A 26886-nucleotide genomic window follows, 5' to 3' on the forward strand; every position below is an offset into this window, starting at 1 on the left:
CTGCGATTCGCGGGTTGCTCAGGGCGTCTATATAGGGAGCGATCGGGCGCAGGTCATATCGGGGGTGTGGACGGGTGTTGATAGATGGAGCGTCGCCCGACTGTCATTGCCCCGCGATGCCTTCTTCGGTGAGGCAATTCTTGATGGCGCGAGTGGCAGTTCCCGGTGATGTGTCCTGCTCAGGTCAGTGAGCTGATCACGCAACGTCAGCAGATTCGGTGTCGTCCCGGTCAAGCCTTCGGCAGCGCGCCAGCGCTGACAGCGACGCCGACCCGGGATCCATAGCCACCGGAGGTTTTTTGTTGCGAGATGGTCATGGCCAGTCTTCGCCACATGTCGGCCGGTGGCTATGGGTCCCGGATCTGCGCCCCGGCCTCGCTGCGCGAGGCCAAGGCTTGGCCGGGACGACACCGACTATGACGAAGCAGCCTAAACCGCCCAGCCCTAAGCCGCGCTCTCCATCAGCGCCTCTTCGGCCGCGATGACGGCGTCCGGCGTGCCGACATGCATCCAGACGCCTTCGAGGCGGAGGCCGAACAGGCGGTCCTGCTCATTGGCCTTGTCGAACAGTTTGGTCAGCGAGAACTCGCCCTCCGGGGCGCCGTCGAAGATCGCGGGCGAGATGATCGCCGCACCGGCATAGACGAACGGCACCACCTGGTGCTCCCTGCGTTTGCGCAAGGTGCCGTCGGCGAGCATCGCGTAGTCGCCGAGGCCGGAATAGCCGATCGAGGTCGCGGTCGGGGCCATCAGCAGCATGATGTCCATGCGTTCGGGATCGAACGCATCGGCGAGCCGTAACAAATTCTGGCGCACGCCCTCGATCCACATCGTGTCGGAGTTGACGTGGAAGAACGGCTCATGACCGAGCAGCGGCAGCGCCTTGACCACGCCGCCGCCGGTGCCGAGCACCTGGTCGCGCTCGTCGGAGATGATCACGCGCGGCCGGTCGCGCGTGGCGGTGTGCGCGATGATCTGGTCGGCGAGATAATGGACGTTGACGACGGCTTCGGTGACGCCGGCCTCGGCCAGGCGGTCGAGCACGTGGTCGATCAGGGGACGTCCGGCGACGCGCACCAGCGGCTTCGGCATCGTCTCGGTCAGAGGGCGCATGCGCAATCCGAGACCGGCGGCGAGAACCATGGCTTTGTGCGGCTTGACGGGCATTTTCGGACAATCTCGATCACAAGTGGCACGAGCGAATCATAGCACGTGAAAAAGTGCAACGTTTCGATCGGCTGCGATAGCCCGGCCCGATGACGAATGTGCGACGGCGGCGCCGCCGCCCCGATGCAAGATGCCGCAGGGGTTTGCCGTTGGTGGGTCTCTGTCAGGTCTCGGCGGGCGCGCGCTTGCTGTTCTTCTTCTTGGCGCCGGTCTTCAGGAAGGTCACGCCGATCTGGTCGCCATTGACCCAGGCGAGTTCGCAGCGCCGGTAGGCGAGGCCGGTCGACGACAGCAGCAGGAAGAATTCCTTCAGATGCAGGCCCTCGACCGAGCCCTCGACCGTCAGCTTGGCGCCGGTCTCGGAGACGTCCTCGATGGTGCAGTTGCGCCGCCAGGTGCCGTCGATGCCCATCATGAAGGCCGGGATGCCGCGCTCGAAGACGACGCGCTCGCCCTTCATCCGCTCTGCCATCGCAACCTCCACTGACCGCGCGCGGCGCACACAGGCGCCGCGGCGGGCAAGGTAACGGGGGATGGCTAAGAACCGGTAAAGCTACGGGGAAGCTGGGAGTCGTGCGGCTTGGCCACCCTCCCCTGGAGGGGGAGGGTCGATCGCACGCGAAGCGGGCGAGCGGGGTGGGGTGAAGCCACGGACGCGAGTGCAAGTGGTGAGCTCACCCCATCCCGGCTCACATTTCGCTTGCGCTCATGTGAGCCGACCCTCCCCCTCCAGGGGAGGGTGGCAGTGAGCGCCTGATTTTTTAGTCTTCACAGAGCGTTCGCGCTCACGCGACGCCCGCCGGTGGCGGCACATTCGCCGCGTACCAGTCGCGGATCGGGTCGAGCGCGGTGTGCGTCAGCGAGCGGTGGAGATAGTCCCAGATGCGGGGCTGGTGCTTGAGGTAGTGCGGCTTGCCGTCGCGGCGGTTGAGGCGGGCGAAGGTGCCGAGCAGGCGGGTGTTGCGCTGGGCCGACATGATCGCGTAGTGCGCGATGAACTCATCGGCGTCGAAATCCGTGCGGGCGGCTCGTCGTACCGCGACGTAGCGCTGAAGCAGCGCCTGCTCGACGTCGGCCGGCACGTCGATGCGGGCGTCCTGCGCCAGCGAGACGACGTCGTAGGCCGGCGGTCCCATCACCGCGTCCTGGAAATCGATCACGCCGACCCGCGCGATGCCGTCGCGCGCCGGCAGCCAGAGCAGATTGGGCGAATGGTAGTCGCGGATCACCCAGGTCGCCTTGGATGTCGGCTTGGTCGCCAGCGGCGCCGCCAGCATCTCGCGCCACAGCTCGAGGAATTCGGCGCGCTGCAGCTGCGACGGCTGCACGCCGCGGTCGGGCAGGTACCATTCGAGCATCAGTCCGATCTCGATCAGCATGGCGTCGACGTCGAACGTGGGCACCGTGTAGTTGACCTGCGGCGCCAGCGGCAGCACCGACGGCACGTCCTGCGCATGCAGCGCGGCGAGCAGGTCGGTCGCGGCCTCGTAGCGCTCGACGATCGGGCGCGCCGGATCGCCTTCGATGACGCCCTCGCGTCCGAGATCCTCGGTGATCAGGAAGCCGTGGTCGAGATCGGCATCGTTGATCTTCGGCGCCGAAATGCCGCGGGCCCGCAAGGCGCCCGCGATCGCCACGAACGGGCGGACGTCCTCGGCGAGATGCACGGCGCCGCTATAGGGCTTGCCGTTGTAGATCGCAGGTCCATCGGGACGCTTCGGCGAATTCATCAGGATATGGACGCGCTCGCCCTTGTGGAGCCGCGCATAGGAGCGGGTCGAGGCATCGCCGGCCATGCGCTCGCGGCGCGACCTGGTGTGACCGGCCTCGGCGAGGAAATCGCGCAAGGCTTTCAGCCGCGCGACGATGGCGGCGGCCGTGCCGGTCCCGGTGATCACGGCGCTGCGCGCGGTGTCGCCCTCGGCCGGATCGTGGCGCAGCGCGATGTCGATGCGATCGATCGGCAGCGCGTCGCCGGCGCGCTCCGGCCATTCGATCAGGACGACGGTGGCCTCCGGCAGCGGCGACAGGCCGATCTCCTCCAGCTCGGAGGCATCGCTGATGCGGTAGAGATCGGCATGCACCAGTTGGAAGCTCGGCAGGTCGTAGCTCTGCGCCAGAGTGAAGGTCGGGCTCGGCACGTCGAGCTCGGGCTCATCGGCGAGATAGCGGATCATCGCCCGCGCCGCGGCCGTCTTGCCGGCGCCGAGATCGCCGGTCAGCGTGATCAGCACGCCCGGGCCGATCAGCAGCGCGAGGTCGGCCATGAGTGCGGCGGTTGCGGTCTCGTCCGCCAGTGCGGTGGTGAATGTCAGTCGGTCCGTCATTCCGCGGCGTTGCGTTGCGCGATGTGGTCGGTCGGGAAGTCACAGGTGACCGTGGTGCCCTTGCCGACCACCGAATCCATCCGGACCTTGCCGCCATGCAGCTCGACGAAGGAGCGCACCAGCGACAGGCCGAGCCCGGCGCCGCGATGGCGCGAGCCCTGCGAATGACTCTCGAACCATTCGAACACCTTGTCCTTCACCTCGGGCGGAATGCCCGGGCCGGAATCGGTGACGGCGAAGGCGATGCTGTGATCGGTGCGGCGGGCGCTGACGACGACGCTCGAATCCGGCGGCGAGAAGCCGACCGCATTGGCGAGCAGATTGTAGAGCACCTGCACGACGCGGCGCTCGTCGCCGACGAAGGAGCCGACGTCGGGATCGACCGCGATGGTCAGGCGGATGCGATCGGTGGCGAGCCGGTCCTGGACGCCCTCGGCGGCGGCCTCGATCGCCTTGGCGGCGTCGACCGGCCCGAGTTCGAGCTTCATGGCGCCGGCATCGATGGTGGCGAGGTCGAGAATGTTGTTGGTCAGCGCCAGCAGCGCGTTGGTCGATTTGGTGACGTAGTCGAGATACTCGGCCTGCTTCGGCGTCAGCGGCCCCGTCGAGGGGTCGGACAGGAAATGCGCGAAGCCGATGATGGTGGTGAGCGGGGCGCGCAGCTCGTAGGATACGTGGTGGACGAAGTCGATCTTCATCTGCCCGGCGGCTTCCAGCGCTTCGTTGCTCTCGCGCAGGGCCCGCTCGACATTCTCGGTGTCGGTGATGTCCTGGAAGGTCAGCATGGTCGCGCCGTCGGGCAGCGGCCGGCTCATGCAGTCGAGCACGCTGCCGTCCTTGCGTTCGAGCTTGAGCGCGATGTCGAGCCGGTTCTCGATCGAGGTGATGGCTTCGCGGATGGTGCGCCACGCGACCGCGTCGTCATAGAGCGCCCGGCACCAGGATTCGACGGTGTCGATGTGCGGATGCTCGCGCAGCGATTCGGGCGTGAGCCGCCACATCCGGGCGAAGGCCGGATTGAACAGCTCGACGCGGCCGTTCGAGCCGAACACGGCGACGCCTTCGGCAAGGCTGTCGAGCGTCTCGCGCTGGACGCGGATCAGGCCGTCGAAGCGGCGGGCGAGCGCGAAGCTCTCGGTGACGTCGTCGAACAGATAGGTGACGCCGCCTTCGGGGTTGGGCGTGGTGACGACCGACAGCGCGCGGCCGTCGGGCAGGAACCAGGTGTCCTTGGCGGCCTCGACGGCGCGGTAGGCCTCGTGCAGCTTGGCCTTCCAGGCGCGGAAGTCGGACTGCTCGGGCAGTTTGCGCGCGGCGCGGAGACGGTCGAGCACGGAGGAATCGTCCGGCTGGCCGTCGAGGAAGGCGCTGTCGAGATCCCACAGCCGGCGATAGGAGTCGTTGTAGAAGGCGAGCCGGCGCTGGCCGTCGAACACGGCGACGCCCGACGACAGCTGGTCGAGCGTGCGCCGGTGCGCCTCCCGCATCCGGACCAGCGCCGCTTCGAGCGCTGCCGCCTCGCTGGCGTCGATGGCGACGCCGGCATTGCCGTGGCCGAGCATGAAGGCGCGGACGTCGTACATGCGGCGCTCGCCGCCGGTCACGATCGGCAGCCGGCCCTCGAAGCGGCCGCCCGCGCCGAGCGCGCGCAGCATGTCGGTGCGGTCGGCGGAATCGAGCAGCTCGAGATTGCGGCTGACCGCGTCGGGCACGTCGCGGGCATCGGCGGCGCGGGCATAGGCGGTGTTGACGTAGGTGAGCGCGCCATTGGCCTGCCGCGCCCAGATCGGCCATGGCAGCGCGGCGGCGAGCGCGCGCAGCGAGTCGGTTTCTTCGCCGAGCGACTTCAACCGGATCTGCGTCTCGGCGAGCTCGCGGCGCAGGCCGGAGAGTTCACGGATGCGGACGATGGCCTGGCCGCCGATGGCGCGGCCCATCGCTTCGATCGCATGGCCGTGCGAGGCGGTGAGATGCAGTAGAAAGCCTTCGCCGGCCTCGCGCAGCGCGTCCACCGCGTGGTCGAGCTGCAGCGCCGGCTCCGGCGGCAGCCAGGTTCCGAAGGCGAGAATGCGCTGCGGCTGATCCTGCGGCACCAGCATCGAGGTGTCGCCCGAGATCTGCGGACGATGGCCGCCGGCCGGCCAGGCGATCAGGATCTGCGGTTCGGCGAACAGCAGCGCGCGATAGCGGTCGGCCTGCAATTGCAGCTCGGCGACGTCGGCGCGCAGCCGCGCTTCCTTGCGTGCCGCGGCAAGGCGCGTGCGCACCAGCGCGATCGCGGCGACCACGGAGAAGCCGAGCAGCGCCAGCATCGCCGTGACCTCGGCGACGTCGGAACGGCTCAGTTCGAACAGCGTCGTGATCGCATCCGCCGGCACGCCATCACCCGCGAGGCCCGGCGTCGCCGGCGCAAGCGCAGTCGCAGCGAGACCCATCAGGCCCTTGCGCGCGAGTGACGTGCACGACAGCAGCGTCTGACGCATCACCACGATCACGCCCGACATTTTTGCCCCAAACCGCACGAAGTTCCGCGCCGCGCCGATCGCATCGACCGCGCCGTTTCACGAATCAATCAACAATAACCGCTTCAGGACTCCAGCGGTAAGAGTCCAGACCGTGAACGATGGTTGCACACCTGGAAAATGCGTCCGGCGATCGGCGCTTTCGAGTCCGCGCGATGGCAAACACCGTGTTTCAACGGCCCATCGTTCAACGGCCCGTGGAGCCGAAGCCGCCACTGCCGCGCGCCGTCGACGACAGCGACGCGGCGACGTTGAATTCCGCACGTGCCACGGCGGCGATCACCATCTGCGCGATGCGCTCGCCGCGGCGAATCGTAAACGGTTCCCGACCGTGATTAATCAAGAGCACGCAGACCTCGCCGCGATAGTCGGCGTCGACCGTGCCCGGCGCATTCAGCACCGTGACACCGTGACGCGCGGCAAGCCCCGAGCGCGGCCGCACTTGCGCCTCGTAGCCGTCGGGCAGCGCAATCGACAGTCCCGTCGGCACCATCGCGTGGTGGCCGGCGTCCAGCACCAGCGGCGCCTCGTCCGGAACCGCGGCGAGCAGATCGAGGCCGGCGGCATGCGCGGTCTGATAGGCCGGCAGCGGCAGGCCCTCGCCATGCGGCAGAATCTGAACGTCGATGGTGATCGTCTGTGTCACGCAGAATGTCCCACGGGCTTGCTGAGTTCCTTGGCGATCTCGGCGACCAGCGCGGTCGCGACCTCGTCCTTGGTCATGATCGGCCACGACGCGACATGGACGGCATCGGCGTCGCGCGTCAAGAGATGCACCGTGTTGCGGTCGCCGCCCATCACACCCGTCGCTGGCGAGACGTCGTTGGCGACGATCCAGTCGCAGCCCTTGCGCGCGAATTTGGCTTTGGCGTTGTCGATCAAATGTTCGGTCTCGGCGGCGAAGCCGATCACGAGTCCCGGGCGCTTCTCCTTCCGCTTGGAGATGGTGGCGAGGATGTCCGGGTTCTCGACCAGCTGCAGCGGCGGGATCGCATGCGCGGTCTTCTTCAGCTTCTGGCCGCCCTCGTTGGCGACGCGCCAGTCGGCCACCGCCGCGGCGAAGACCGCGACGTCAGCCGGCAGCTCGGCCTCGACCGCCTCCAGCATCTGCCGTGCGGACTCGACATGGGTGACCCTGACGCCCTTGGGATCGGTCAGTTCGACGGGGCCCGTGATCAGCCGCACGTCGGCGCCCGCAGCCTGCGCCGCGGCGGCGATGGCAAAGCCCTGCTTGCCGGAGGAGCGGTTCGCGATGTAGCGCACCGGATCGATCGGCTCGTGCGTCGGGCCCGCGGTGATCAGCACGCGGCGGCCGGCGAGCGGGCGCGGCACGGGCGGCTTCAGCATGGCGACGACGGCGTCCGCAATCTCGATCGGCTCGGCCATGCGGCCGATTCCGGCCTCGCCCTTCTCGGCCATCTCGCCGGCGTTCGGCCCGATCATCTGGATGCCGTCGCGCTGCAGGGTCGCGGCATTCCGGCGCGTCGCCGGATTGCTCCACATCATCGGGTTCATCGCCGGCGCCAGCAGGATCGGCCGGCTCGCCGCCAGCAGCACGGCGCTGGCGAGATCGTTAGCCAGGCCCTGCGCCATCTTGGCCATCAGATCGGCGGTTGCCGGCGCCACCACGATCAGATCGCAGTCGCGCGCCAGCCGGATATGGCCGACGTCGAACTCGCTGCGGGCGTCGAACAGGTCGGTGAAGACGCGGTCGCCGGTCAGCGCCGATGCGGCGAGCTCGGTCACGAACTGCGTCGCGGCCTGGGTCAGCACGCAGCGGACGCGGATGTGGCGCTCCTTGAGCCGCCGGATCAGGTCGAGCGATTTGTACGCCGCGATGCCGCCGCCGATGATCAGCGTGACGCGGGCCGCGCGCGCCTGGCCGGGTTGCGGCAGTTCAATCTCGGGCGGGGCGGACGCTTCGGCGGGGTGGGGTGGCGGCTCGGCGGGATCGACCGGCTCGATCAGCGCGCGCAGGATGACTCGGACTTCCTCCTCGACGGAGCGCCCGTTCTGCGCCGAGCGCAGCCGCAGATAGGTCTTTAGGGACTCGTCGAGCTTGCGGATGGTCAGGCTGGCCATGACCGCCTCCCAGCATTGGCGTTGAGTGCAATGCTAGCAGAAATTGATGGCATTGCAATCGTGCCTCGGGTGAGCATTCACGATTCGGCTGGCTCGGTGCACCTCGCCCCGCAAGCGGGGCGAGGGAGCGGACCGTCAACGTCGCGGGTGCTCGGCTTCCACCCACATCAAAGCCTCAACACCGCGAACAAGATGCCGATGAAGGTCAGCGCGATGACCCAGAGCGCGATGGCGCGCCAGCGGCTCTTCTTGCCTTCGGTGCGGCCCATCGCGGCGATGGTTTCGGGCGACAGCCGCAGGCCGTCGCGGGTCATGGTCTCCATGTGCTCGAGCACGGCGGCGGCGCGGGCGGCGAGCACCGGCAGGGTCGTGCTGAGCCGGACCAGGTCGCCGACGCCGGACACTGCGCCCTCGATGCGGCCGATGGGCCCGAGATTGCGCTCGATCCATTCGCGCACCACGGGGTCGGCGACCTTCCAGATGTCGAGCCTGGGATCGAAGCCGCGCGCCACGCCCTCGACCACCACCATGGTCTTCTGCAGCAGGATCAGCTCCGGCCGGGTGCGCATGTCGAACAGGCCGGTGACCTCGAGCAGCAGGGTCAGCAGCTTGGCCATCGAGATCTCTTCGGCCGTGCGGTTGTGGATCGGCTCGCCGATGGCGCGGATGGCTTGCGCGAAATTCTCCACCGAATGATGCGGCGGCACGTAGCCGGCCTCGAAATGCACCTCCGCCACGCGGCGATAGTCGCGGGTGATGAAGCCGAGCAGGATTTCGGCCAGGAAGCGCCGCTCATTCATGCCGAGCCGGCCCATGATGCCGAAATCGACCGCGACCAGCCGGCCTTCCTTGTCCAGGAACAGGTTGCCCGGATGCATGTCCGCGTGGAAGAAGCCGTCGCGCAGCGCATGGCGCAGGAAGCTCTGGATCACCTTGCGGCCGAGATCGGGCAGGTCGACATTGGCCGCCGCCAGCCGCGCATGGTCGTTGAGCGCGATGCCGTCGATCCACTCCATCGTCAGCACGTTGTTGGCGGTGCGATCCCAGTCGACGGTCGGCACGCGGAAGTCGGGATCGCCCTGCGTATTCTCGGCCATCTCCGACAGCGCGGCGGCTTCGAGACGGAGATCCATCTCCATCGCGACCGAGCGCGACATCGTGTTGATGACTTCGACGAGGCGCAGCCGGCGCGCCTCCGACGAATGCGCCTCGGCCTTCTCGGCAACGAAGAAGAAGTCGGAGAGGTCGCGGCGAAACCGCGCGGCCACGTTCGGCCGGAGCACCTTGACCGCGACCGCCCGGCGGATGCCGTCCCGCTCGACTTCGCCGCGATGGACCTGCGCGATCGAGGCGGCGGCGACGGGCGCGCTGAGCGAGACGAACACCTGGCTGATCGGCCGCTCCAGCGCGGCCGCGATCACCGCTTCGGCCTCGGCCTGCGGGAACGGCGGCAGCCGGTCCTGCAGCGATTCGAGGTCGCGCGCCATGGTGACGCCAACGACATCGGGTCGCGTCGCCAGGAACTGGCCGAGCTTGAGATAGGCCGGGCCCATGCGCTCCAGGGCACGCGACAGCCTTCGGCCGGACTTGGCGCCGGGACGCTCGATCAGGCGCGCAAGCTTCAGCGCGAGCTGGCCGGGTGGCGGCGCCAGGCTCGGATCGACGGCGCCGAACACGCCCTCGCGCGCGAACACCAGGGCGGCCCGGGCGAGCCGCGTCGTATGGGTGAGTGCGGAGATCACAAACGCCAGCCGGAATGAAGCGCGACGATGCCGCCGGAGAGGGTCTGCCAGGAGGTGCGGGCAAAGCCCGCCGCCGAGATCATCTCGGCGAAGGTGCTGGGCCGCGGAAACTGCCGGATCGATTCGACGAGATAGCGATAGGATTCGGCGTCGCCGGTGACGGCGCGGCCGAGCTGCGGGATCACGTTGAAGGAGAACAGGTCATAGAGCTTGTCGAGCCCGGGCACCTCGACGGTGGAGAATTCCAGGCACAGGAAGCGGCCGCCATGCTTGAGCACGCGGTGGGCCTCGGCGAGCGCCAGCTCGATCTGCGGCACGTTGCGAATGCCGAACGCGATCGTGTAGGCGTCGAAGGCGCGGTCCGGGAAGGCGAGCTTCTCCGCATTGCCCTCGACGAAATCGACCCGGTCGTCGAGCCCCAGTCTGTAGGCGCGCTGGCGGCCGACCTCGAGCATGTCGGCATTGATGTCGCAGACGGTGGCATGGAAGCCTGCGCCGGCCTTCCCGGCGGCGCGGAAGGAGATGTCACCGGTGCCGCCAGCGACGTCGAGCAGCGCGAACGGCGCATCGCTCTTCGGCGGGTTCAGCGTGTTGATCATGATGTCCTTCCAGACGCGGTGCAGCCCGGCCGACATCAGGTCGTTCATCAGGTCATAGCGCTGTGCCACGCTGTGAAACACGTCGTTCACCAGCGTCTGCTTTTCGCCCAGAGGCACATCCCTGAAGCCGAAATGCGTGGTTTGGTCCGCCTGATCCATCACCCTTACTCCGATACGGCAGCATAGCGCCCGCGCGGCCAAGGCGCTATCACGTCAGCCGGACAAGGTGAATGGTCGTGGACGCAAAAGGTGAAATGAAGCGGCATGCCTGAACTGCCCGAAGTCGAGACCGTCCGGCGCGGGCTGCAGCCGGTCATGGAAGGGGCCAGGATCGTCACCGCCGAGGCCCGGCGTGGCGATCTCAGGTTTCCGTTCCAGCCCGATTTTGCAAAGCGCCTGCAGGGCCAGACCGTCACCGGGCTCGGCCGTCGCGCCAAATATCTGCTGGCAGATCTCGGCTCCGGCGACGTGCTCCTGATGCATCTGGGCATGTCCGGCTCGTTCCGGGTGATCAAGCCGAATGGCGAGGCGACGCCGGGCGAGTTTCATTATCCGCGCGGCAAGGACAGCGTGCACGACCATGTCGTGTTTCACATGTCGTCGGGCGCCGACATCGTGTTCAACGATCCGCGCCGCTTCGGCTTCATGAAGATCATCGCCCGCGGCGACATCGACGCCGAGCCGCATCTGAAGGGTCTCGGGCCGGAGCCGCTCGGCAACGCGTTCGACGCCGCGATGCTGGCGCGCGCCTGCGCCAACAAGAAGACCAGCCTCAAGGCGGCGCTGCTCGACCAGCGCGTCGTCGCAGGCCTCGGCAACATCTATGTCTGCGAGGCGCTGTTCCGCGCGCAGCTGTCGCCGCGGCGGCTGGCCGCGACGCTCGCCACGAAAAAAGGTGAACCCACCGACCACGCCCGGCGCCTGGTGGATGCGATCCACACCGTTCTCAACGAGGCGATCAAGGCCGGCGGCTCGTCGCTGCGCGACCATCGCCAGACCACCGGCGAGCTCGGTTATTTCCAGCATTCGTTCCAGGTCTATGACCGCGAGGGCGAGCCGTGCCGCACCGACGGCTGCGGCGGCGTGGTGAAGCGCTTCGTGCAGAACGGACGCTCGACCTTCTGGTGTCCGAAGTGTCAGCGGTGACGTGATGGCCGACGGGCCGGCGCGGGCCGCCGTTTTGCCGATGGCCGCGACTGCGGTCTGCTTGTCGCGATTGGCCCCGGGCGTATACTGATGCGATGGCTGTCAGCTCGCCCGATCTGAAAGCATTCCTGCTCGCGACGCCGTTCTTCGGCGGCCTGTCGCCGGCGAGCCTCGATCTGCTGGTGTCGATGCTGGTGGAGCGCCGCTTCGAGACCGGGGCGACCATCGTCGCGGAGGGCGAGCCGGGGCGCGCGATGTTCGTCGTGCACAGTGGAATGCTGGAGGTCAGTGAGCGTCTGGAAACCGGCGGCGCGATCCTGATGTCGAGCCTTCGACCCGGCGATTTCTTCGGCGAGATGACTTTGCTGGAGATGCAGAACAGGTCGGCCACGGTGGTCGCCGAAACGCCGACCGTGTTGTATGAGCTCACCGCGCAGCAGCTCTATGCGTTCTACAAGGCCGATATCCACGCCTACGTGATCGTGATGCAGAACATCAATCGCGAACTGTGCCGCCGCCTGCGCCGCGCCGATGCGCGGATCAAGGCGCTGGAGATGAGGGAGAGGTAGGGCGGTCGTATTTGACGACATACGGCAATCGCGGCACGAACGCCTGCCGATTTGCTGCTCCGTCATGCCCGGGCTTGTCCCGGGCATCCACGTCTTTCTTTCTTAGCCGAACAACGACGTGGATGGCCGGGACAGGCCCGGCCATGACGACGTTGAGACAGATGCCCGCCAAGCTCAGATTGTCATATGCGAACGCCCTGCCGCTGGCGGACGAGGGAGCTTACCGTCGCTGTGGTGAAGGCTGCGAACTGACTACAACCCCGCCTTCCAGTTGATGCCGCTGTCGGCCCAGGTCGGATAGGCGCGTGCCACGGGTACCTTGGGCTCCTCGGGCTGCGGCGTGAGGATGATCGGGAATTCGACGTCGCTGTGCTCGCTCGCTTCCTTCAGCTCGACCGCCTCGTGCATCACGTGGTCGCCGGCGAGCTTGCAGGCGGTCCAGCGCCACAGGCTCTTGATCTCTTGCGACGACTTGCCGTCGGCGTCGAACTCGGTGACGCCGAGGCCGGCGGCGAGGGCATCCTGGTGGTCGTTGCGCATCATGATGAAGGGCTGCGCCAGCACCTCGGCGATGTCGCGCGGCGCATCGGCATCGAGCGCCGATGTCGCGTCGGTGACGCGGTGGCCGCCGCGGATCGGCGCCTGGTTGAGTACGAAGGCGAACGGCTTACGCCAGGCTCTGACGATGCTGAGCGTCGGCGCCGTCGCTTCGATGTCGGCGACGCTCGGACGCGCCGGGATCAGACAGAGATCGCAATGGCGAATCGCGGCCGTGGTGGATGCGGTGATGCCGGCCCCGGTGTCGATCACGCAGACGGTCACGCCGTCCAGCGCCAGCGCTTCGATGCGCGGCTCGATCATCTTCGAATCGTAGACGGCTTCGACGATCGGCTCGCCCGAATTGCGGCGCGCCTGCCATTTCGACAGCGTGCCCTGGCGGTCGGTCTCGATCACGCGCACCTTGTGGCCGGCCTGCTGGGCCGCCACGGCCAGACCAATAGCCAGCGTGCTCTTGCCGCTGCCGCCCTTCTGCGTGGCCAAAACGATCGTGTACATCGGGAGACAGTCCTTCGGATGTTGACGGAACTTATGAGAACGCCAAAGCTGAGGTGCATCGCGATTGCGCGGTGCAGAGCCATTCTCGCTCAGGACAGTCCCGGCCCGATCCGAGAGGGATCGCGGTGGTCCGAATCAGCACGCCGACAAAACTGTTCGAACTCTCTCACGTCCGGCCTGCGCTTGGACAGACCGGTCGACTACGGCGGAGGGCTGTTCCGAGTTGATGGCAAGGTGCTAGGAAGTGAAGCGGCCGTGCCGCGCGGGGACGCTCGGCATCGCCGAGCACCATCACGTGCAGTCGCGATGCTGCACCTCAGATCCTCGCCGGCCGCCGTCGGGCCCTTAATTTTTTGTAAAATGACATGCTTAATTTTGGGTAAACACCTGCCGCGCTGCGGTGCGCGGCGACCGCAGTCGCTCCGCAGCGCTATTTGCGCACGCAGATCACGCGGACAATGGCGGCCCTGGCATCGGGCGAGCTGCCGTCGGGCTTGACGCCTTGCTCCGTCAGAAAGGCGCGCACCGAGTCGGCGCCGACCAGCACGACCTGCGTGGCCGGGATGAGTGCCGTGCCGGCGACAACACCCGGCTTGAGCAGGGTGATGCCGACGAATCGGCCCTCGCCGTCCAGCGCCGCGGCCCCGGAGAAGCCGAGCCCCGGCGCCGGCGCCAGCGACGCATCACCGGGGCCGTTGGCGGCGAGCTGCGCCTTGACGCTGCTGATAGCGGCGCCGCCGGCCTGGCTTTGCGGATCGGCGATACCGACGATGTCGACGGTTGATTTCGCATTGCCGCCTGACAACGCCAGCGGCTTCAGGCCGCGCGCGCCGTAGATGCGCAGCAGCGCCAGCCCGCGTTCCTTGTCCTCGGCGATGCGTTCGGCATGGCCATGGCCTGGAATGGTGATCGCCACGCAGCCGTCGGTGACCTCGCGATCGGCGACGATGGCGCCGTCCTGGCTGGCGAGGAGGCCGGTGCCGTAATCCACCTTGCGCCGCGGCGCCGGCTGGGCGGCGAGCGTCGCCGGAAAGGCGGTGAAAGCGCTGGACATCGCGATCACGACCGGCTCGACGGTGTTCTCGGTGGCCTGATCATACAGGATGGTCAGGACGCGCACCTCGTCGCCCCTGAAGGTGCCGCGGATATAGAACTTCTTCAGGTTCTGTAGCCCTGAGAGCACGAAGAAATCGGGTTTCACGACGCTGTAGTCGACGGTGCGGCCGGGCTCCTTCTTCTCGCGATCGGCCAGCGCCGCGCTGGTCGGATTGGCCTCCTTGCGCCGTGACAGCACCACCTGCACGGTGCCGGTGGGCGAGGTCCATTTCGAGCCGTTGCCGTCGCTGCTCTGCTGCGGCACCAGCCTGGTCGGAATTCCAAGGCGCGCGCCGCTGACCGGCTCGGTCACGAGCTTCCAGCCGACGCCCTCCTGCTTGCGTCGCGCGGTGTCGGCGAGCACGGCGCGCTCCTGCGGATTGAGCACGCCGGTCGGCTTGCCGCCCTTGAGCTTCTGATACTCCTTGATCGCATTGACCATGCGCTCGCTGACGTCGCCGGTGATCGCGCCATTATACTGCCCGACCCAGGCGAGGTCCGACTGCAGCGCCAGCCGCTCGGCCTGGCCCATCGCATTGGCGGTGTCGGCCGGCGCCTGCACACCCGGCCGCACCGGCTGGGTGGTGACGGGCTTCGGCTTGGCGCCGGGCAACTGGCCTTGTGGCGCGGGCGTCGTCTGCGCCTGCGCCATGGCGCCGACAGCGATCGCGCAGATGAAGGTTGCCGTGGCCAGCCGTCTCATGACAAATCCCGCTGCTCTTGCCGCTGACATAAATAAGCACATCTGCTTGGTCGGTCACAATCGGACGAGGGTTCAGTGTGGAGAACCGCTGCCTCCATCATGGCCTGACGGCAACGCGGCAGCGGAGGACGCCTTTGACGATGCTGAGCGAGGAAGAACTCGAGCGCTACGCCCGCCATATCGTGCTGCGCGATGTCGGCGGTCCCGGTCAGGCCGCGCTGAAGCGCGCCTCGGTGCTGGTGATCGGCGCGGGCGGGCTCGGCGCGCCGGCGTTGATGTATCTCGCAGCTGCCGGCGTCGGCACGATCGGCGTGGTCGACGACGACGTGGTATCGCTGTCGAATCTGCAGCGCCAAATCATCCACGCCACGCCCGACATCGGCCGGCCGAAGGTCGACAGCGCCGCCGAGCGCATCAATGCGCTCAATCCGCACGTCGGCGTGGTCACGCATCGCGGCTGGCTCAATGCCGACAACGCGCTCGAGCTGATCGCTCGCTATGATCTCGTGCTCGACGGCTCCGACAATTTCGACACCCGCTATCTCGCCTCCGACGCCTGCTTCCTGGCGAAGAAGCCGCTGATCACGGGCGCGCTCGGCACCTTCGATGCGTCGCTGACGACGATCCGCGCCCATGAGACCAACGACAAGGGCGAGTTCAATCCGACCTATCGCTGCCTGTTCCCGGAGCCGCCGCCGCCCGGCACCGTGCCGGCCTGCGCCGAGGCCGGCGTGATGGGCGCGTTGGCCGGCATGCTCGGCTCGATGATGGCGCTGGAGGCGATCCGCGAGATCGTCGGCTTCGGCGAGGGGCTGGTCGGCCGGCTCTTGATGCTGGATGCGCGCACGATGCGCTTCGAGACGCTGCGCTATGGTCGCGATCCGGCGAACCCGCTCAATGGCGATGGGCCGGTGATCGCGGGTCTCAGTGCGCATCGGAAGTAACGCCCAGTGCTGTCGTTCCGGACAAGCCGGGCGACGTAACGCCTCGGCGGGCGCCGATCCGGGAGCCACTCTCGGAATTCAATGAAGTGCGCGGAACGGGCCGCGTGCCTGTTTCCGGCATCGCGCGATATGGGTCCCTGCGTTCGCAAGGACGAATCCGGTTGCTGAGCGGCTGATCGGCCTAGAGCATGCTCGGCAGCACGCGGTCCGGCGGGCGGTGGTTGTCGAGGAAGGTCTTGATGTTGATGATGACCTTCTCGCCCATCTCGACGCGGCCCTCGATGGTGGCCGAGCCCATGTGCGGCAGCAAGGTCACCTTGCCGGCCTTGGCGAGCCGCACCAGGCGCGGATTCACCGCGGGCTCGTGCTCGAACACGTCGAGACCGGCGCCGGCGATGTCACCGGCCTCGATCAGCCGCGTCATCGTCTCCTCGTCGATCACCTCGCCGCGCGCGGTGTTGACGATGTAGGCGTCCTTGCGGACCAGCTTGAGGCGGCGCGCGGACAGCAGGTGGAACGTCGCCGGGGTGTGCGGGCAGTTGACCGAGATGATGTCCATCCGCGCCAGCATCTGGTCGAGGCTCTCCCAGTAGGTGGCGCCGAGCTCGTCGGCGATCACGGGCGCGACCGGGCGGCGGTTGTGATAGTGGATCTGCAGGCCGAAGGCGCGGGCGCGCCGCGCCACGGCCTGGCCGATGCGGCCCATGCCGATGATGCCGAGCCGTTTGCCGCCGATGCGGTGGCCGAGCATCCAGGTCGGCGACCAGCCCGCCCAGTTTTTGCCTTCGGTGAGGATCGAGGCGCCCTCGATCAGCCGGCGCGGAACGCTGAGGATCAGCGCCATGGTCATATCGGCGGTGTCCTCGGTGAGGACCTTCGGCGTGTTGGTGACGGTGATGCCGCGCGCCACAGCCGCCGCGACGTCGATATTGTCGACGCCATTGCCGAAGTTCGCGATCATGCGCAGCTTGCAGTCGGGCTGATTGAGAATGTCGGCCGTGATGTGGTCGGTGACGGTGGGAACCAGCACCTCGGCCGTGCGCACGGCGTCGGCGAGCTGCTCCTGGCTCATCGGCTCGTCGTCGAGATTGAGCCGCGCGTCGAACAGCTCGCGCATGCGGGTCTCGACCGAGTCCGGCAGCTTGCGTGTCACCACGACGAGGGGCTTTTTCCTACCTGACATGTGCTGCTCTCATGAGATCCTTCAGACCTCATTAACCGGGTTCGCCGAAACTACCGTCGTCGCCTGAGCCGGCGCTTCCCTGGACTGGTCATGTCGGATCTCGCGAGTGGGCCGATCCGTCCCTGACAGGGTTTCGCGAGCGAGTCTCAGGCGCTTCCTGGCCGCTTGTGTTGGGTCCTGTCTAGCAGAAGGCCGGGCCAAGACAAGAAGCCAACGGCGGCTCGGGACTGGCGCTTTCGGCAAGCCCTCTCTGTGCACGAAGGGGGGCAGCCTGGCGGTTCGATGGGGATCGGGCGAAGGGATCATGGGCGCGAAGCGAGCGTCGATCCTTGCGAGGGAGAGTGAGTTGAGTTCGATTGCGTTGGGGCGTTTCGGTGCGGTTGCGGTGCTCTTGGTGGCGCTGTTCGACGTTGCGGTCGGCAGTGGCGCCGCGGCGAAGGATTCGGTTCTCAGCAGCAGCGGCCTGCCGGTGCCGCGCTATGTCAGCCTCAAATCGGATCATGTGAACGTCCGCGCCGGTCCGACCAAGGACAACGACGTGGCCTGGGTCTATACCCGTTCCGGTCTGCCGGTCGAAATCACCGCCGAATATGAGAACTGGCGCCGGGTGCGCGATTCCGAAGGATCGGAAGGGTGGGTCTATCATTCGCTCTTGTCCGGACGCCGCACGGCGGTCGTGACGATGAAGAACAAGGACGATCTCGCCGCAGTCTATGAGAGCGCGAGCCCGTCCAGCGCCGTCACGGCGCGGCTGCAGGCCGGCGTCATCGCCCAAGTCAAGAAATGCGGCAATGGCTGGTGCCGGGTGCTCGGCAACGGCTTCGACGGCTGGATCGAGCAGCAGCGGCTGTGGGGCGTCTACGCGGACGAGCAGGTGAATTGACGGTGTCGGCCAGCGGGCAGCTCGCGCCGCTGGTCTGTCGTGGTTCCGACACGAAAATGCCCGCAACGCGCGGGCATCAGCCAACTCATTCAGAGTAGTTTCGACGGTTCAACGTTTCTTGCGCAGCCGCACGACCATGTCGATCCGCGCGATCTCGTAACCGTCCGGCGCCTCCGGCAGCTTGGACAGCGCCAGATGCTGGTCCGGAATGTCGACCAGCTCGTGGTTGTTCTCGAGGTAGAAGTGATGATGCGCGGTGACGTTGGTATCGAAATAGGTCTTGGTGCCGTCGACGCTGACCTGGCGCAGCAGACCTGCGTCGGTCAGCTGGTTGAGCGTGTTGTAGACGGTCGCCAGCGACACCGGAACCTTGGCCAGCGTCGCTTCCTCGTACAGCATTTCGGCCGTCAGGTGCCGTGCGCCCTTGCCGAACAGCAGCCAGCCCAAAGCCATGCGCTGGCGCGTCGGGCGCAGCCCGGCGGTCTGCAGCATCTCGTTGACGTCGTGCCACGGGCAGCCATTGAGTGCAGGCTGCCGCCCCGTCCCCAGTCCATCCGGACCGGCCCGGTCATGACCACTCATCGAAGCGTTGTTGCTAGCGTCCACTTCATGCACCGAAAAATTCACACCGACCCATTCCGATATAGGAAGAAACCTGTTCAGATGCAAGCTTATCGCAACTAACGTATCTAGAACGCCCCTAAACTGCATTTCATGCCCGGACCGGTTGCGGCTCGTGGTCCCGCGACGTTTTACCCGGATACGCGCATTGACGCCGGAATTCCCTATGTTAGAGAGCGCGCGGACCCGGTTTTGACCCTGCCATGGCAGGCACGGCCGCTGTGATGGGCGTCTCCCCGTTCCGATCACCCCGGCCCGGGGGATCGTCCGACGCATCGCAGAGGAATCGCGCCGATGGGACGGCCGAAAGGCCGGCGGTGCGTGAACGGGTCGACGCGCGAAAAACCACGTCGCGCGGCGCATTTTCACCGGGGATCTCGAGAAAGGCTCATCAAGCATGCTGGACCGGCGCGGCAGTTATGAATACGAAGACCTGCTGGCCTGCGGCCGTGGGGAGCTGTTCGGCCCCGGCAACGCGCAGCTGCCGCTGCCGCCGATGCTGATGTTCGATCGCATCACGGAGATCTCCGAGACCGGCGGCGAGTTCGGCAAGGGCGTCGTGCGCGCCGAGCTCGACGTGAAGCCGGACCTCTGGTTCTTCGGCTGCCATTTCAAGAACGATCCGGTGATGCCGGGCTGTCTCGGCCTCGACGCGATGTGGCAGATGGTCGGCTTCTTCCTCGGCTGGACCGGCGGCGCCGGCCGCGGCCGCGCGCTCGGTCTCGGCGACCTGAAGTTCTCCGGCCAGGTTCTGCCGACCGCGCGCAAGGTTGTGTACAACGTCGATATCAAACGCGTGATGCGCTCAAAGCTGGTGCTCGGTATCGCCGACGGGTGGCTTTCGATGGACGGCGCGATTATCTATCGCGCCAAGGACCTGAAGGTCGGCCTGTTCAAGCAGGAGACCGCGCCGTCGTGAACCGATCGGCTGCGACCAGAGACAGTGCAGCAGGCATGACCGCAACAGAACACACGAGCAAGGCGAGGCTGAGATCATGAGGCGGGTCGTCATCACGGGCATGGGCATCGTCTCGTCGATCGGCAACAACACCCAGGAGGTATTGGCAAGCCTGTACGAGGCGAAGTCCGGCATCTCCCGCGCCGAGAAATATGCCGAGCTTGGTTTTCGTTCGCAAGTGCAAGGTGCGCCGACGCTGAATCCGGCCGACGTCGTCGACCGTCGCGCGATGCGTTTCCTCGGCGAGGGCGCGGCGTGGAATCACGTCGCGATGGAGCAGGCGATTCTTGATTCCGGGCTCGAGCCGTCCGACGTCTCAAACATCCGTACCGGGATCATCATGGGCTCGGGCGGACCGTCGACGCGCACGCTGGTCGAGGCCGCCGACATCACCCGCACCAAGGGCCCGAAGCGGGTCGGACCTTTCGCCGTGCCGAAGGCGATGTCGTCGACGGCCTCCGCGACGCTCGCAACCTGGTTCAAGATCAAGGGCGTCAACTACTCGATCTCGTCGGCCTGTGCGACCTCCAATCATTGCATCGGCAATTCCTACGAGATGATTCAGTACGGCAAGCAGGACGTGATGTTCGCGGGCGGCTGCGAGGAACTCGACTGGACGCTGTCGGTGCTGTTCGACGCGATGGGCGCGATGTCGTCCAAGCACAACGAGACGCCCGCGACCGCGTCCCGGCCCTACGATGTGACCCGCGACGGCTTCGTGATCGCCGGCGGCGCCGGCGTCCTGGTGCTGGAAGAGCTCGAGCATGCCAAGGCGCGCGGCGCCAAGATCTATGGCGAGATTGTCGGCTATGGCGCGACCTCCGACGGCTACGACATGGTCGCACCGTCGGGCGAGGGCGCCGAGCGCTGCATGCAGATGGCGCTGTCGACGGTGAAGACGAAGATCGACTACATCAACCCGCATGCGACCTCGACCCCGGCCGGCGATCCGCCGGAGATGGAGGCGATCCGGAAGGTGTTCGGCCGCGGCGAGAAGTGTCCGCCGATTGCCGCCACCAAGGCGCTGACCGGCCACTCGCTCGGCGCCACAGGCGTCCAGGAGGCGATCTATTCGCTGCTGATGATGAAGAACGGCTTCATCTGCGAGAGCGCCAACATCACCGAGCTCGATCCCGTGTTCGCCGACATGCCGATCGTGCGCAAGCGCATCGACAACGCCAGGCTCGGCACCGTGCTGTCGAATTCGTTCGGCTTCGGCGGCACCAACGCGACGCTGGTGTTCAAGCAGCTCGACGCCTAGGATTTTCACCAGGACTGGTTTCGTCCACCGCGTGGCCGGGGCAATCGTGCGAAGCTTCGCGCCGATGTCCGGCCATTGGCGTCTCTGAGGCGAAACCATCATCTCGGCTGGGCCGGTCCCGGCATGACGGAGGAGAGCAATCATGCAGGGTCTGATGGCAGGCAAGCGCGGCCTGGTCATGGGCATCGCCAATGATCATTCGATCGCCTGGGGCATCGCCAAGACGCTCGCAGCCCACGGTGCCGAGATGGCCTTCACCTATCAGGGCGATGCGCTCGGCAAGCGCGTTCGCCCGCTCGCCGACGAGCTCGGCGTCAAGCACGTGCTGCCCTGCGACGTCGAGGACATCGCCAGCGTCGACGGCGTTTTCGCAGACTTGCGCGAGGCCTGGGGCGGGCTCGACTTCATCGTCCATGCGGTGGCCTTCTCCGACAAGAACGAGCTCAAGGGCCGCTATGCCGACACCTCGCGCGAGAACTTCGCGCGCACGATGCTGATTTCCTGCTTCTCCTTCACCGAGATCGCCAAGCGCGCCGCCGAGCTGATGCCGGAGCGCGGCGGCAGCATGATCACGCTGACCTTCGACGGCTCCAACCGCGTGATGCCGAACTACAACGTGATGGGCGTCGCCAAGGCCGCGCTCGAAGCCTCGGTGCGCTATCTCGCCGCCGATTTCGGCCGCCGCAGCATCCGCGTCAACGCGATCTCCGCCGGCCCGGTGCGCACTCTCGCCGGCTCCGGCATCGGCGATGCGCGCTTCATGTTCGCGTTCCAGCAGAAGCATTCGCCGCTCGGCCGCGGCGTGACGCTGGAGGAGCTCGGCGGCTCCGCGCTCTATCTGCTGTCGGATCTGTCGGGCGGCGTGACCGGGGAGCTCCATTACGTGGACTCCGGCTACAATGTGATCTCGATGCCGCGGCCGGAGGATCTCAAAGCGGAGTAGCGCGGCGAGACAATCTGACGGGCTGCAGCGTGAGTCATGAGTCGACGGCGCGGCTTCAGCGCGTCCAGCGATAATATTTCATCACCCGGCCATGCCCCGCGTCGGCCTCCTGCTTCTCCAGCACGAAGCCTTCGCGCTCGTACCAGCGCCATGCCTTCTCGTTGCCCTCGGCGCAGCGCAGCCAGATTTCGTCGGGCAGCAGCTCGCGGGTGAAGCCGAGCAGGCGGCGGCCGAGCGAGCGGCCTTGATGCGAGGGCGCGATCATCAGCTGGTCGAGATAGAGCCGGGGCATGTTGATGGCGAGCATCGCGGCGAGGCGGCCTTCGTCGTCGGCGACGTAGAGGCTCCAGCCATCGGCGACCTCGCGCGGCACGCGCTCCTTCAAAAAAGTGAGCAGCCGGTCGCTCGGACTCTCCAGCCCGGTCGAGCACCAGCTCTCCATCCAGAGCTTGGCGACGGCGTCGTATTCGTTCGGGCGCGCGGGTCGGATGATCGGCTCGTGCATGGGCTGTGACCTCGAGCGGTGTGTCGAGAGCACGTAAGCTTTCTCGTCCCTCATTGCGAGGAGTCGTCCGGCGTGGCTCCGGCGAATGGACAACAAAAAGGGCGGCTGGAAAGCCGCCCTTCGTATCTCGGTCGCAGAACCTGCGCTGGCTTACTCGCCGGCGGCTTCGCGCGGCGCCTCGGCGCCGCCTTCGGTCTTCTGCTTCGCCTCGAGGTCCTCGCCGGTGGTCTGGTCGACGGCCTTCATCGACAGCCGGGTCTTGCCGCGGTCGTCGAAGCCGAGCAGCTTGACCTTGACCTTGTCGCCTTCCTTGACGACGTCGGTGGTCTTCTGCACGCGCTTGTCGGCGAGCTGCGAGATGTGCACGAGGCCGTCGCGGGTGCCGAAGAAGTTCACGAAGGCGCCGAACTCCATCACCTTGACCACGGTGCCGTCATAGACTTGGCCGACCTCCGGATCGGAGGCGATCGACTTGATCCACTTGATGGCGGCCTTCATCGCCTCGCCGTCGCTGGAGGCGACCTTCACGGTGCCGTCGTCCTCGATGTTGACCTTGGCGCCGGTCTTCTCGACGATCTCGCGGATCACCTTGCCGCCGGTGCCGATCACTTCGCGGATCTTGTCGGTCGGGATCTTGAAGGTCTCGATGCGCGGCGCGTATTCGCCGAGCTCGGCGCGCGCGGCGGTCAGCGCCTTGGACATCTCGCCCAGGATGTGGATGCGGCCGTCACGCGCCTGGCCGAGGGCCACGCGCATGATCTCCTCGGTGATGCCCTCGATCTTGATGTCCATCTGCAGCGAGGTGATGCCGCTCTCGGTGCCCGCGACCTTGAAGTCCATGTCGCCCAGATGGTCCTCGTCGCCGAGGATGTCCGAGAGAACGGCGAAGCGCTTGTCCTCGAGGATGAGGCCCATCGCGATGCCCGCGGTGGGGCGCTTCAGCGGCACGCCGGCATCCATCAGCGCCAGCGACGAGCCGCAGACGGTGGCCATCGACGACGAGCCGTTCGACTCGGTCACCTCCGACACCACGCGCGTGGTGTAGGGGAACTCATGGTGCGGCGGCAGGACCGGGTGGATGGCGCGCCAGGCGAGCTTGCCGTGGCCGATCTCGCGGCGCTTGGTGCCGCCGAGACGGCCGGTCTCACCGACCGAGTAGGGAGGGAAGTTGTAGTGCAGCAGGAACGTCTCTTTGTACGTTCCCGACAGCGCGTCGATGTACTGCTCGTCCTCGCCGGTGCCGAGCGTGGTCACGACCAGCGCCTGGGTCTCGCCGCGGGTGAACAGCGCCGAGCCGTGGGCGCGCGGCAGCACGCCGACTTCGCAGACGATGTTGCGCACGGTCTTGGCGTCGCGGCCGTCGATGCGCTTGCCGGTGTCCAGGATGTTCCAGCGAACGATCTTGGCTTCCAGCTCCTTGAACACGCCGGCGACGCGCAGCTTGTCGTATTTCGGCTCCTGCCCTTCCGGGAAGAAGTGCGCCATCACCTTTTCCTTGACGGCGCCGACGGCGGCATAGCGCTCCTGCTTGACGGCAATCGCATAGGCCTTGCGCAGGTCCTGCTCGGCGACGCCCAGCATTTCCTTCTCGATCACGCTGTTGTCGATGATCGCGACGTCGCGCGGCTCCTTGGCGGCCTTCTCGGCGAGATCGATGATCGCATTGATCACCGGCTGGAAGTGACGGTGACCGAACATCACCGCGCCGAGCATGATGTCCTCGTTGAGCTCCTTGGCCTCCGATTCCACCATCAGCACGGCGTCGGAGGTGCCGGCGACGACCAGGTCGAGCTGGGTGTCGGTCATCTCGTCGAGGGTGGGATTGAGGATGTATTCGTCATTGGCGAAACCGACGCGGGCTGCGCCGATCGGGCCCTTGAACGGCACGCCCGACAGCGTCAGCGCGGCCGAGGCTGCGACCAGCGCCACGATGTCCGGATCGTTCTCCATGTCGTGCGACAGCACGGTCACGATGACCTGGGTCTCGTTGCGCCAGGCGTCGACGAACAGCGGGCGGATCGGGCGGTCGATGAGGCGGGAGACCAGCGTCTCCTTCTCGGTCGGACGGCCCTCGCGCTTGAAATAGCCGCCGGGAATGCGGCCTGCAGCGTAGGCCTTTTCCTGATAGTCGACGGTCAGCGGCAGGAAGTCGACGCCGTCGCGCGGCGCCTTGGCGGCGACGACGGTGGCGAGCACGACGGTCTCGCCATAGGTGGCGACGACGGCGCCGTCAGCCTGGCGCGCGATCTTGCCGGTTTCCAGCTTGAGGGGACGTCCACCCCAGTCGATCTCGACGGAATGCTTGGTAAACATGGGTATCTTCTTTCATGAGATGAGCGAAGGCAGACCCCCAGAAACAAAAAAACCATGCGCAAGATTGCAGGGCGCTGGTTTGCGATCAGCGCCCTGCGATCCTGCCATGGTTTTCTTATTTCGGATGGCGTCCACCCTTCTCGTAAGTGACGGGCACCTTGCCCGTCACGCCCAGCGGCCGGATTGCTGCTGAGGCGTACTGCACGGTCCGGGCAGGATCGTTCGAAGAGCGTATCCGCTTCTTTCCAGATCCGGCCAGACCGCATGAACCCGGACTCGCGAACGCCGCGAGGGAGCGGCGTTCTCGGGATCATGCCACGACGCGCGCGAACCCCGCGCGCGTTCACTCCAGGTCGAAGCTCAACGGCGAATGTTGTGCTTCTCGAGCAGCGCCTTGTAGCGCGCCTCGTCGTTCTTCTTCAGGTAGTCCAACAGCGAACGGCGGGTCGACACCAGCTTCAGGAGGCCGCGGCGGGAGTGATTGTCCTTGCCGTGGGTCTTGAAATGGCTGGTCAGGTTGTTGATGCGTTCCGACAGGATCGCAACCTGCACCTCGGGAGAACCGGTATCACCGGCCTTGGTGGCACTTGCCTTGATGATTTCCGCCTTGCGCTCTGCGGTCACCGACATCGTCAGTCTCTTTCGTTGCGACCGGAGCTGGCAGTCAGTCCGGTCAGGTTGAACACGCGCTTGGGGATGAGTTCGCCATTGCCAATTTCGGCAAGCGCCAGAAGGCGGCCTGCGACCGTGACATAGACTGTGCCGCTACTATGGGGCGCATCCCGTCCGCGCAACAAGACGGCCTGGCCCCGATGGAGCCTTGCCGCATCAGCCCGAGTGACGGCCAGTGCCGGGATGTCGTCCAGCGCGGTCTCAACGGGCAGGAGTGCGTCGGCGAGGCTTCCCTCGCCGGACGCGGCTCTATTGCACAAAGCCTCCAACTGTTCCAGCGGAATCATGTCGTTCTCGGTAAACGGACCCACCAGGGTCCGCCGGAGCGCGCTGATATGGCCGTAACAGCCGAGGATTCGGCCCATGTCGCGGGCCAGCGCCCGGACATAGGTTCCCTTGCCGCACTCGGCCTCGAACACCGAATGATCGGCGTCGGGCTGGTCGACGAGGGTCAGTTCGTGGATTTCGACCGGGCGCGGCTGGAGCTCCACGACCTCGCCGTCGCGGGCGAGGTCATAGGCGCGCTCGCCCTGGATCTTGATGGCGGAATAGCGCGGCGGCGTCTGCTCGATCCGGCCGGTGAATTGCGGCAGCAGCGCGCGAATCGCCGCAGCATCCGGCCGGTTGTCGCTGGTCTGGACGGCGCGGCCCTCGGTGTCGTCGGTATCGCGCTCCTCACCCCAGGTCACGGTGAACCGGTAGCGCTTGCGGCCGTCCATCACGAACGGAACCGTCTTGGTGGCTTCGCCGAGCGCAATCGGAAGGCCGCCGGAGGCGAGCGGATCGAGCGTTCCGGCATGGCCGGCGCGCTTGGCCTGGAACAGGCGCTTGGCGACGGCAACGGCCTGCGTCGAGGTCATGCCGATCGGCTTGTCGAGCACGACCCAGCCGTGGATGTCGCGACGATCGCGGCGCGGCTGGTTGCCTTGACCCTTGCCTTGACCGTTACCCTGGCGCTGCTTGGTGCGCGGATCGTTGTTGTCGCGCGGCGGACGTCCGTCGGCAGAGTGGATCGTCTTGACGGCGGTCGTTTCGGCGCTCAGCGCGTCGACAATGCCGGTTTCGGGGGGGATGGTCATCAGCTGTCTTCCGAATCCGAATTGAGGTCTCTCTGCACCGCGGGTGTTCGCAGTAATTTCTCGATCCGTTCCGCTTCGTCGAATCGCTCGTCGACGCGGAAGCGGATGTCGGGTGCAAATTTCAGGTTAACGCGTCGCGCGATGTCGCCGCGCAGGAACTTCTTGTTGCGCTCCAGCGCCGCGAGCACCACGTCCGTGTCCTGGCCGCCGAGCGGCATGATGTAGATGGTTGCGAGTTTCAGGTCGGGCGACATGCGGACTTCGGGCACCGTAATGATGTGTCCCTCCAGGTCCGGATCGTGCACGTCACCGTGGCTGAGAATGTCGGCGACAGCGTGACGCACGGTCTCGGCGACGCGCAACTGACGCTGCGAGCCGCCGGAAGCGGTGCTTCCCCTCTGGTGATGGCGAGGCATTTTTCAAAAAATCCAATGGATCGTCGCCCGGCGCGAGCTCGGGCGAGGAGATCATTCTGATTGAGTTCGACGACGCTTCGTTAAGTTCAAGGAGCGCTTG

24 protein-coding genes are annotated in these 26886 nt (G+C 66.6%); 7 read left to right on the top strand and 17 right to left on the bottom strand.

The genetic code is table 11. From position 1 onward, the window contains the following. Positions 1–444 precede the first annotated feature (444 nt). The 8 genes from ACQR1B_RS00370 to ubiE all read right to left on the bottom strand — a co-directional run bounded on the left by ACQR1B_RS00370 (position 445) and on the right by ubiE (position 10598). Positions 445–1167 (bottom strand): nucleotidyltransferase family protein, encoded by a 723-nt coding sequence (locus ACQR1B_RS00370; protein ID WP_434832827.1) that lies wholly within the window; start codon positions 1165–1167, stop codon positions 445–447. A gap of 163 nt (positions 1168–1330) precedes the next feature. Further along, positions 1331–1639: a PilZ domain-containing protein gene (locus ACQR1B_RS00375; protein ID WP_434832826.1), complete on the bottom strand. Its 309-nt coding sequence runs from the start codon at positions 1637–1639 to the stop codon at positions 1331–1333. Between the two features lie 313 nt (positions 1640–1952). After that, positions 1953–3494 (bottom strand): tRNA (adenosine(37)-N6)-threonylcarbamoyltransferase complex ATPase subunit type 1 TsaE, encoded by a 1542-nt coding sequence (tsaE, locus tag ACQR1B_RS00380; RefSeq protein ID WP_434832825.1) that lies wholly within the window; start codon positions 3492–3494, stop codon positions 1953–1955. Then, complete coding sequence (locus ACQR1B_RS00385; protein WP_434832824.1) at positions 3491–5998, bottom strand: PAS-domain containing protein; 2508 nt, start codon at positions 5996–5998, stop codon at positions 3491–3493. The genes tsaE and ACQR1B_RS00385 overlap by 4 nt, the downstream gene beginning before the upstream one ends. A gap of 205 nt (positions 5999–6203) precedes the next feature. After that, positions 6204–6662 carry a dUTP diphosphatase gene (dut, locus tag ACQR1B_RS00390; protein ID WP_434832823.1) on the bottom strand — a complete coding sequence of 153 codons (459 nt, stop codon included), beginning with the start codon at positions 6660–6662 and terminating at the stop codon, positions 6204–6206. After that, entirely contained in the window at positions 6659–8098 is a 1440-nt protein-coding gene (gene coaBC / locus ACQR1B_RS00395; protein WP_434832822.1) for a bifunctional phosphopantothenoylcysteine decarboxylase/phosphopantothenate--cysteine ligase CoaBC, read from the bottom strand. Before coaBC ends, dut begins: the two co-directional genes overlap by 4 nt. Before the next feature lie 167 nt (positions 8099–8265). Beyond that, positions 8266–9840 (bottom strand): 2-polyprenylphenol 6-hydroxylase, encoded by a 1575-nt coding sequence (gene ubiB, locus ACQR1B_RS00400; protein ID WP_434832821.1) that lies wholly within the window; start codon positions 9838–9840, stop codon positions 8266–8268. Next, positions 9837–10598, bottom strand: coding sequence for a bifunctional demethylmenaquinone methyltransferase/2-methoxy-6-polyprenyl-1,4-benzoquinol methylase UbiE (gene ubiE / locus ACQR1B_RS00405; RefSeq protein ID WP_434832820.1), 762 nt, complete (start codon positions 10596–10598; stop codon positions 9837–9839). The genes ubiB and ubiE overlap by 4 nt, the downstream gene beginning before the upstream one ends. Before the next feature lie 105 nt (positions 10599–10703). Here ubiE and mutM point away from each other — a divergent pair, with 105 nt between their 5' ends. After that, a complete protein-coding gene (gene mutM, locus ACQR1B_RS00410; protein ID WP_434832819.1) occupies positions 10704–11585 on the top strand; it encodes a bifunctional DNA-formamidopyrimidine glycosylase/DNA-(apurinic or apyrimidinic site) lyase in 882 nt (293 codons plus the stop codon). Positions 11586–11680: 95 nt separating this feature from the next. Further along, positions 11681–12154, top strand: coding sequence for a Crp/Fnr family transcriptional regulator (locus ACQR1B_RS00415; RefSeq protein ID WP_434832818.1), 474 nt, complete (start codon positions 11681–11683; stop codon positions 12152–12154). Positions 12155–12406: 252 nt separating this feature from the next. On the opposite strand, the gene ACQR1B_RS00420 is transcribed toward ACQR1B_RS00415, so the two are convergent. Together ACQR1B_RS00420 and ACQR1B_RS00425 are read right to left on the bottom strand one after the other, a co-directional pair. After that, on the bottom strand, positions 12407–13210 hold the full coding sequence (locus ACQR1B_RS00420; protein ID WP_434832817.1) for an AAA family ATPase: 804 nt from the start codon (positions 13208–13210) through the stop codon (positions 12407–12409). Between the two features lie 430 nt (positions 13211–13640). Then, the gene (locus tag ACQR1B_RS00425; protein ID WP_434832816.1) at positions 13641–15008 is read right to left on the bottom strand and encodes a peptidoglycan-binding protein; all 1368 of its coding nucleotides are present in this window, start codon (positions 15006–15008) and stop codon (positions 13641–13643) included. A 140-nt stretch (positions 15009–15148) separates the two neighbouring features. Between ACQR1B_RS00425 and ACQR1B_RS00430 the strand changes: the two genes are divergently transcribed. Further along, entirely contained in the window at positions 15149–15952 is an 804-nt protein-coding gene (locus tag ACQR1B_RS00430; RefSeq protein ID WP_434832898.1) for a HesA/MoeB/ThiF family protein, read from the top strand. A 181-nt stretch (positions 15953–16133) separates the two neighbouring features. Here the strand turns inward: ACQR1B_RS00430 and ACQR1B_RS00435 are convergent, their stop codons facing one another. Then, complete coding sequence (locus ACQR1B_RS00435) at positions 16134–17135, bottom strand: 2-hydroxyacid dehydrogenase (protein ID WP_434832815.1); 1002 nt, start codon at positions 17133–17135, stop codon at positions 16134–16136. 355 nt (positions 17136–17490) lie between these two features. Here ACQR1B_RS00435 and ACQR1B_RS00440 point away from each other — a divergent pair, with 355 nt between their 5' ends. Continuing rightward, the gene (locus tag ACQR1B_RS00440; RefSeq protein WP_434832897.1) at positions 17491–18018 is read left to right on the top strand and encodes an SH3 domain-containing protein; all 528 of its coding nucleotides are present in this window, start codon (positions 17491–17493) and stop codon (positions 18016–18018) included. Between the two features lie 108 nt (positions 18019–18126). Here ACQR1B_RS00440 and irrA read toward each other — a convergent pair whose 3' ends face one another. Beyond that, complete coding sequence (gene irrA, locus ACQR1B_RS00445; RefSeq protein WP_434832814.1) at positions 18127–18600, bottom strand: iron response transcriptional regulator IrrA; 474 nt, start codon at positions 18598–18600, stop codon at positions 18127–18129. A gap of 436 nt (positions 18601–19036) precedes the next feature. On the opposite strand from irrA, the gene fabA reads away from it, so the two are divergent. The 3 genes from fabA to fabI all read left to right on the top strand — a co-directional run bounded on the left by fabA (position 19037) and on the right by fabI (position 21801). Then, the gene (gene fabA, locus ACQR1B_RS00450; protein ID WP_434832813.1) at positions 19037–19558 is read left to right on the top strand and encodes a 3-hydroxyacyl-[acyl-carrier-protein] dehydratase FabA; all 522 of its coding nucleotides are present in this window, start codon (positions 19037–19039) and stop codon (positions 19556–19558) included. A 76-nt stretch (positions 19559–19634) separates the two neighbouring features. Next, complete coding sequence (gene fabB, locus ACQR1B_RS00455; protein ID WP_434832812.1) at positions 19635–20858, top strand: beta-ketoacyl-ACP synthase I; 1224 nt, start codon at positions 19635–19637, stop codon at positions 20856–20858. Between the two features lie 142 nt (positions 20859–21000). Then, positions 21001–21801 carry an enoyl-ACP reductase FabI gene (gene fabI / locus ACQR1B_RS00460; RefSeq protein ID WP_434832811.1) on the top strand — a complete coding sequence of 267 codons (801 nt, stop codon included), beginning with the start codon at positions 21001–21003 and terminating at the stop codon, positions 21799–21801. Positions 21802–21856: 55 nt separating this feature from the next. Here fabI and ACQR1B_RS00465 read toward each other — a convergent pair whose 3' ends face one another. The 5 genes from ACQR1B_RS00465 to rbfA all read right to left on the bottom strand — a co-directional run bounded on the left by ACQR1B_RS00465 (position 21857) and on the right by rbfA (position 26786). Further along, positions 21857–22306: a GNAT family N-acetyltransferase gene (locus ACQR1B_RS00465; protein WP_434832810.1), complete on the bottom strand. Its 450-nt coding sequence runs from the start codon at positions 22304–22306 to the stop codon at positions 21857–21859. A gap of 150 nt (positions 22307–22456) precedes the next feature. Then, the gene (pnp, locus tag ACQR1B_RS00470) at positions 22457–24619 is read right to left on the bottom strand and encodes a polyribonucleotide nucleotidyltransferase (protein WP_434832809.1); all 2163 of its coding nucleotides are present in this window, start codon (positions 24617–24619) and stop codon (positions 22457–22459) included. 360 nt (positions 24620–24979) lie between these two features. Beyond that, entirely contained in the window at positions 24980–25249 is a 270-nt protein-coding gene (gene rpsO, locus ACQR1B_RS00475) for a 30S ribosomal protein S15 (protein WP_434832808.1), read from the bottom strand. A gap of 2 nt (positions 25250–25251) precedes the next feature. Beyond that, the gene (gene truB, locus ACQR1B_RS00480; RefSeq protein ID WP_434832807.1) at positions 25252–26370 is read right to left on the bottom strand and encodes a tRNA pseudouridine(55) synthase TruB; all 1119 of its coding nucleotides are present in this window, start codon (positions 26368–26370) and stop codon (positions 25252–25254) included. Beyond that, on the bottom strand, positions 26370–26786 hold the full coding sequence (gene rbfA / locus ACQR1B_RS00485) for a 30S ribosome-binding factor RbfA (RefSeq protein WP_434832806.1): 417 nt from the start codon (positions 26784–26786) through the stop codon (positions 26370–26372). Before rbfA ends, truB begins: the two co-directional genes overlap by 1 nt. Positions 26787–26886 lie beyond the last annotated feature (100 nt).

It is taken from the genome of Bradyrhizobium oligotrophicum, from assembly GCF_051168495.1.
GTDB lineage: Bacteria > Pseudomonadota > Alphaproteobacteria > Rhizobiales > Xanthobacteraceae > Bradyrhizobium > Bradyrhizobium oligotrophicum_A.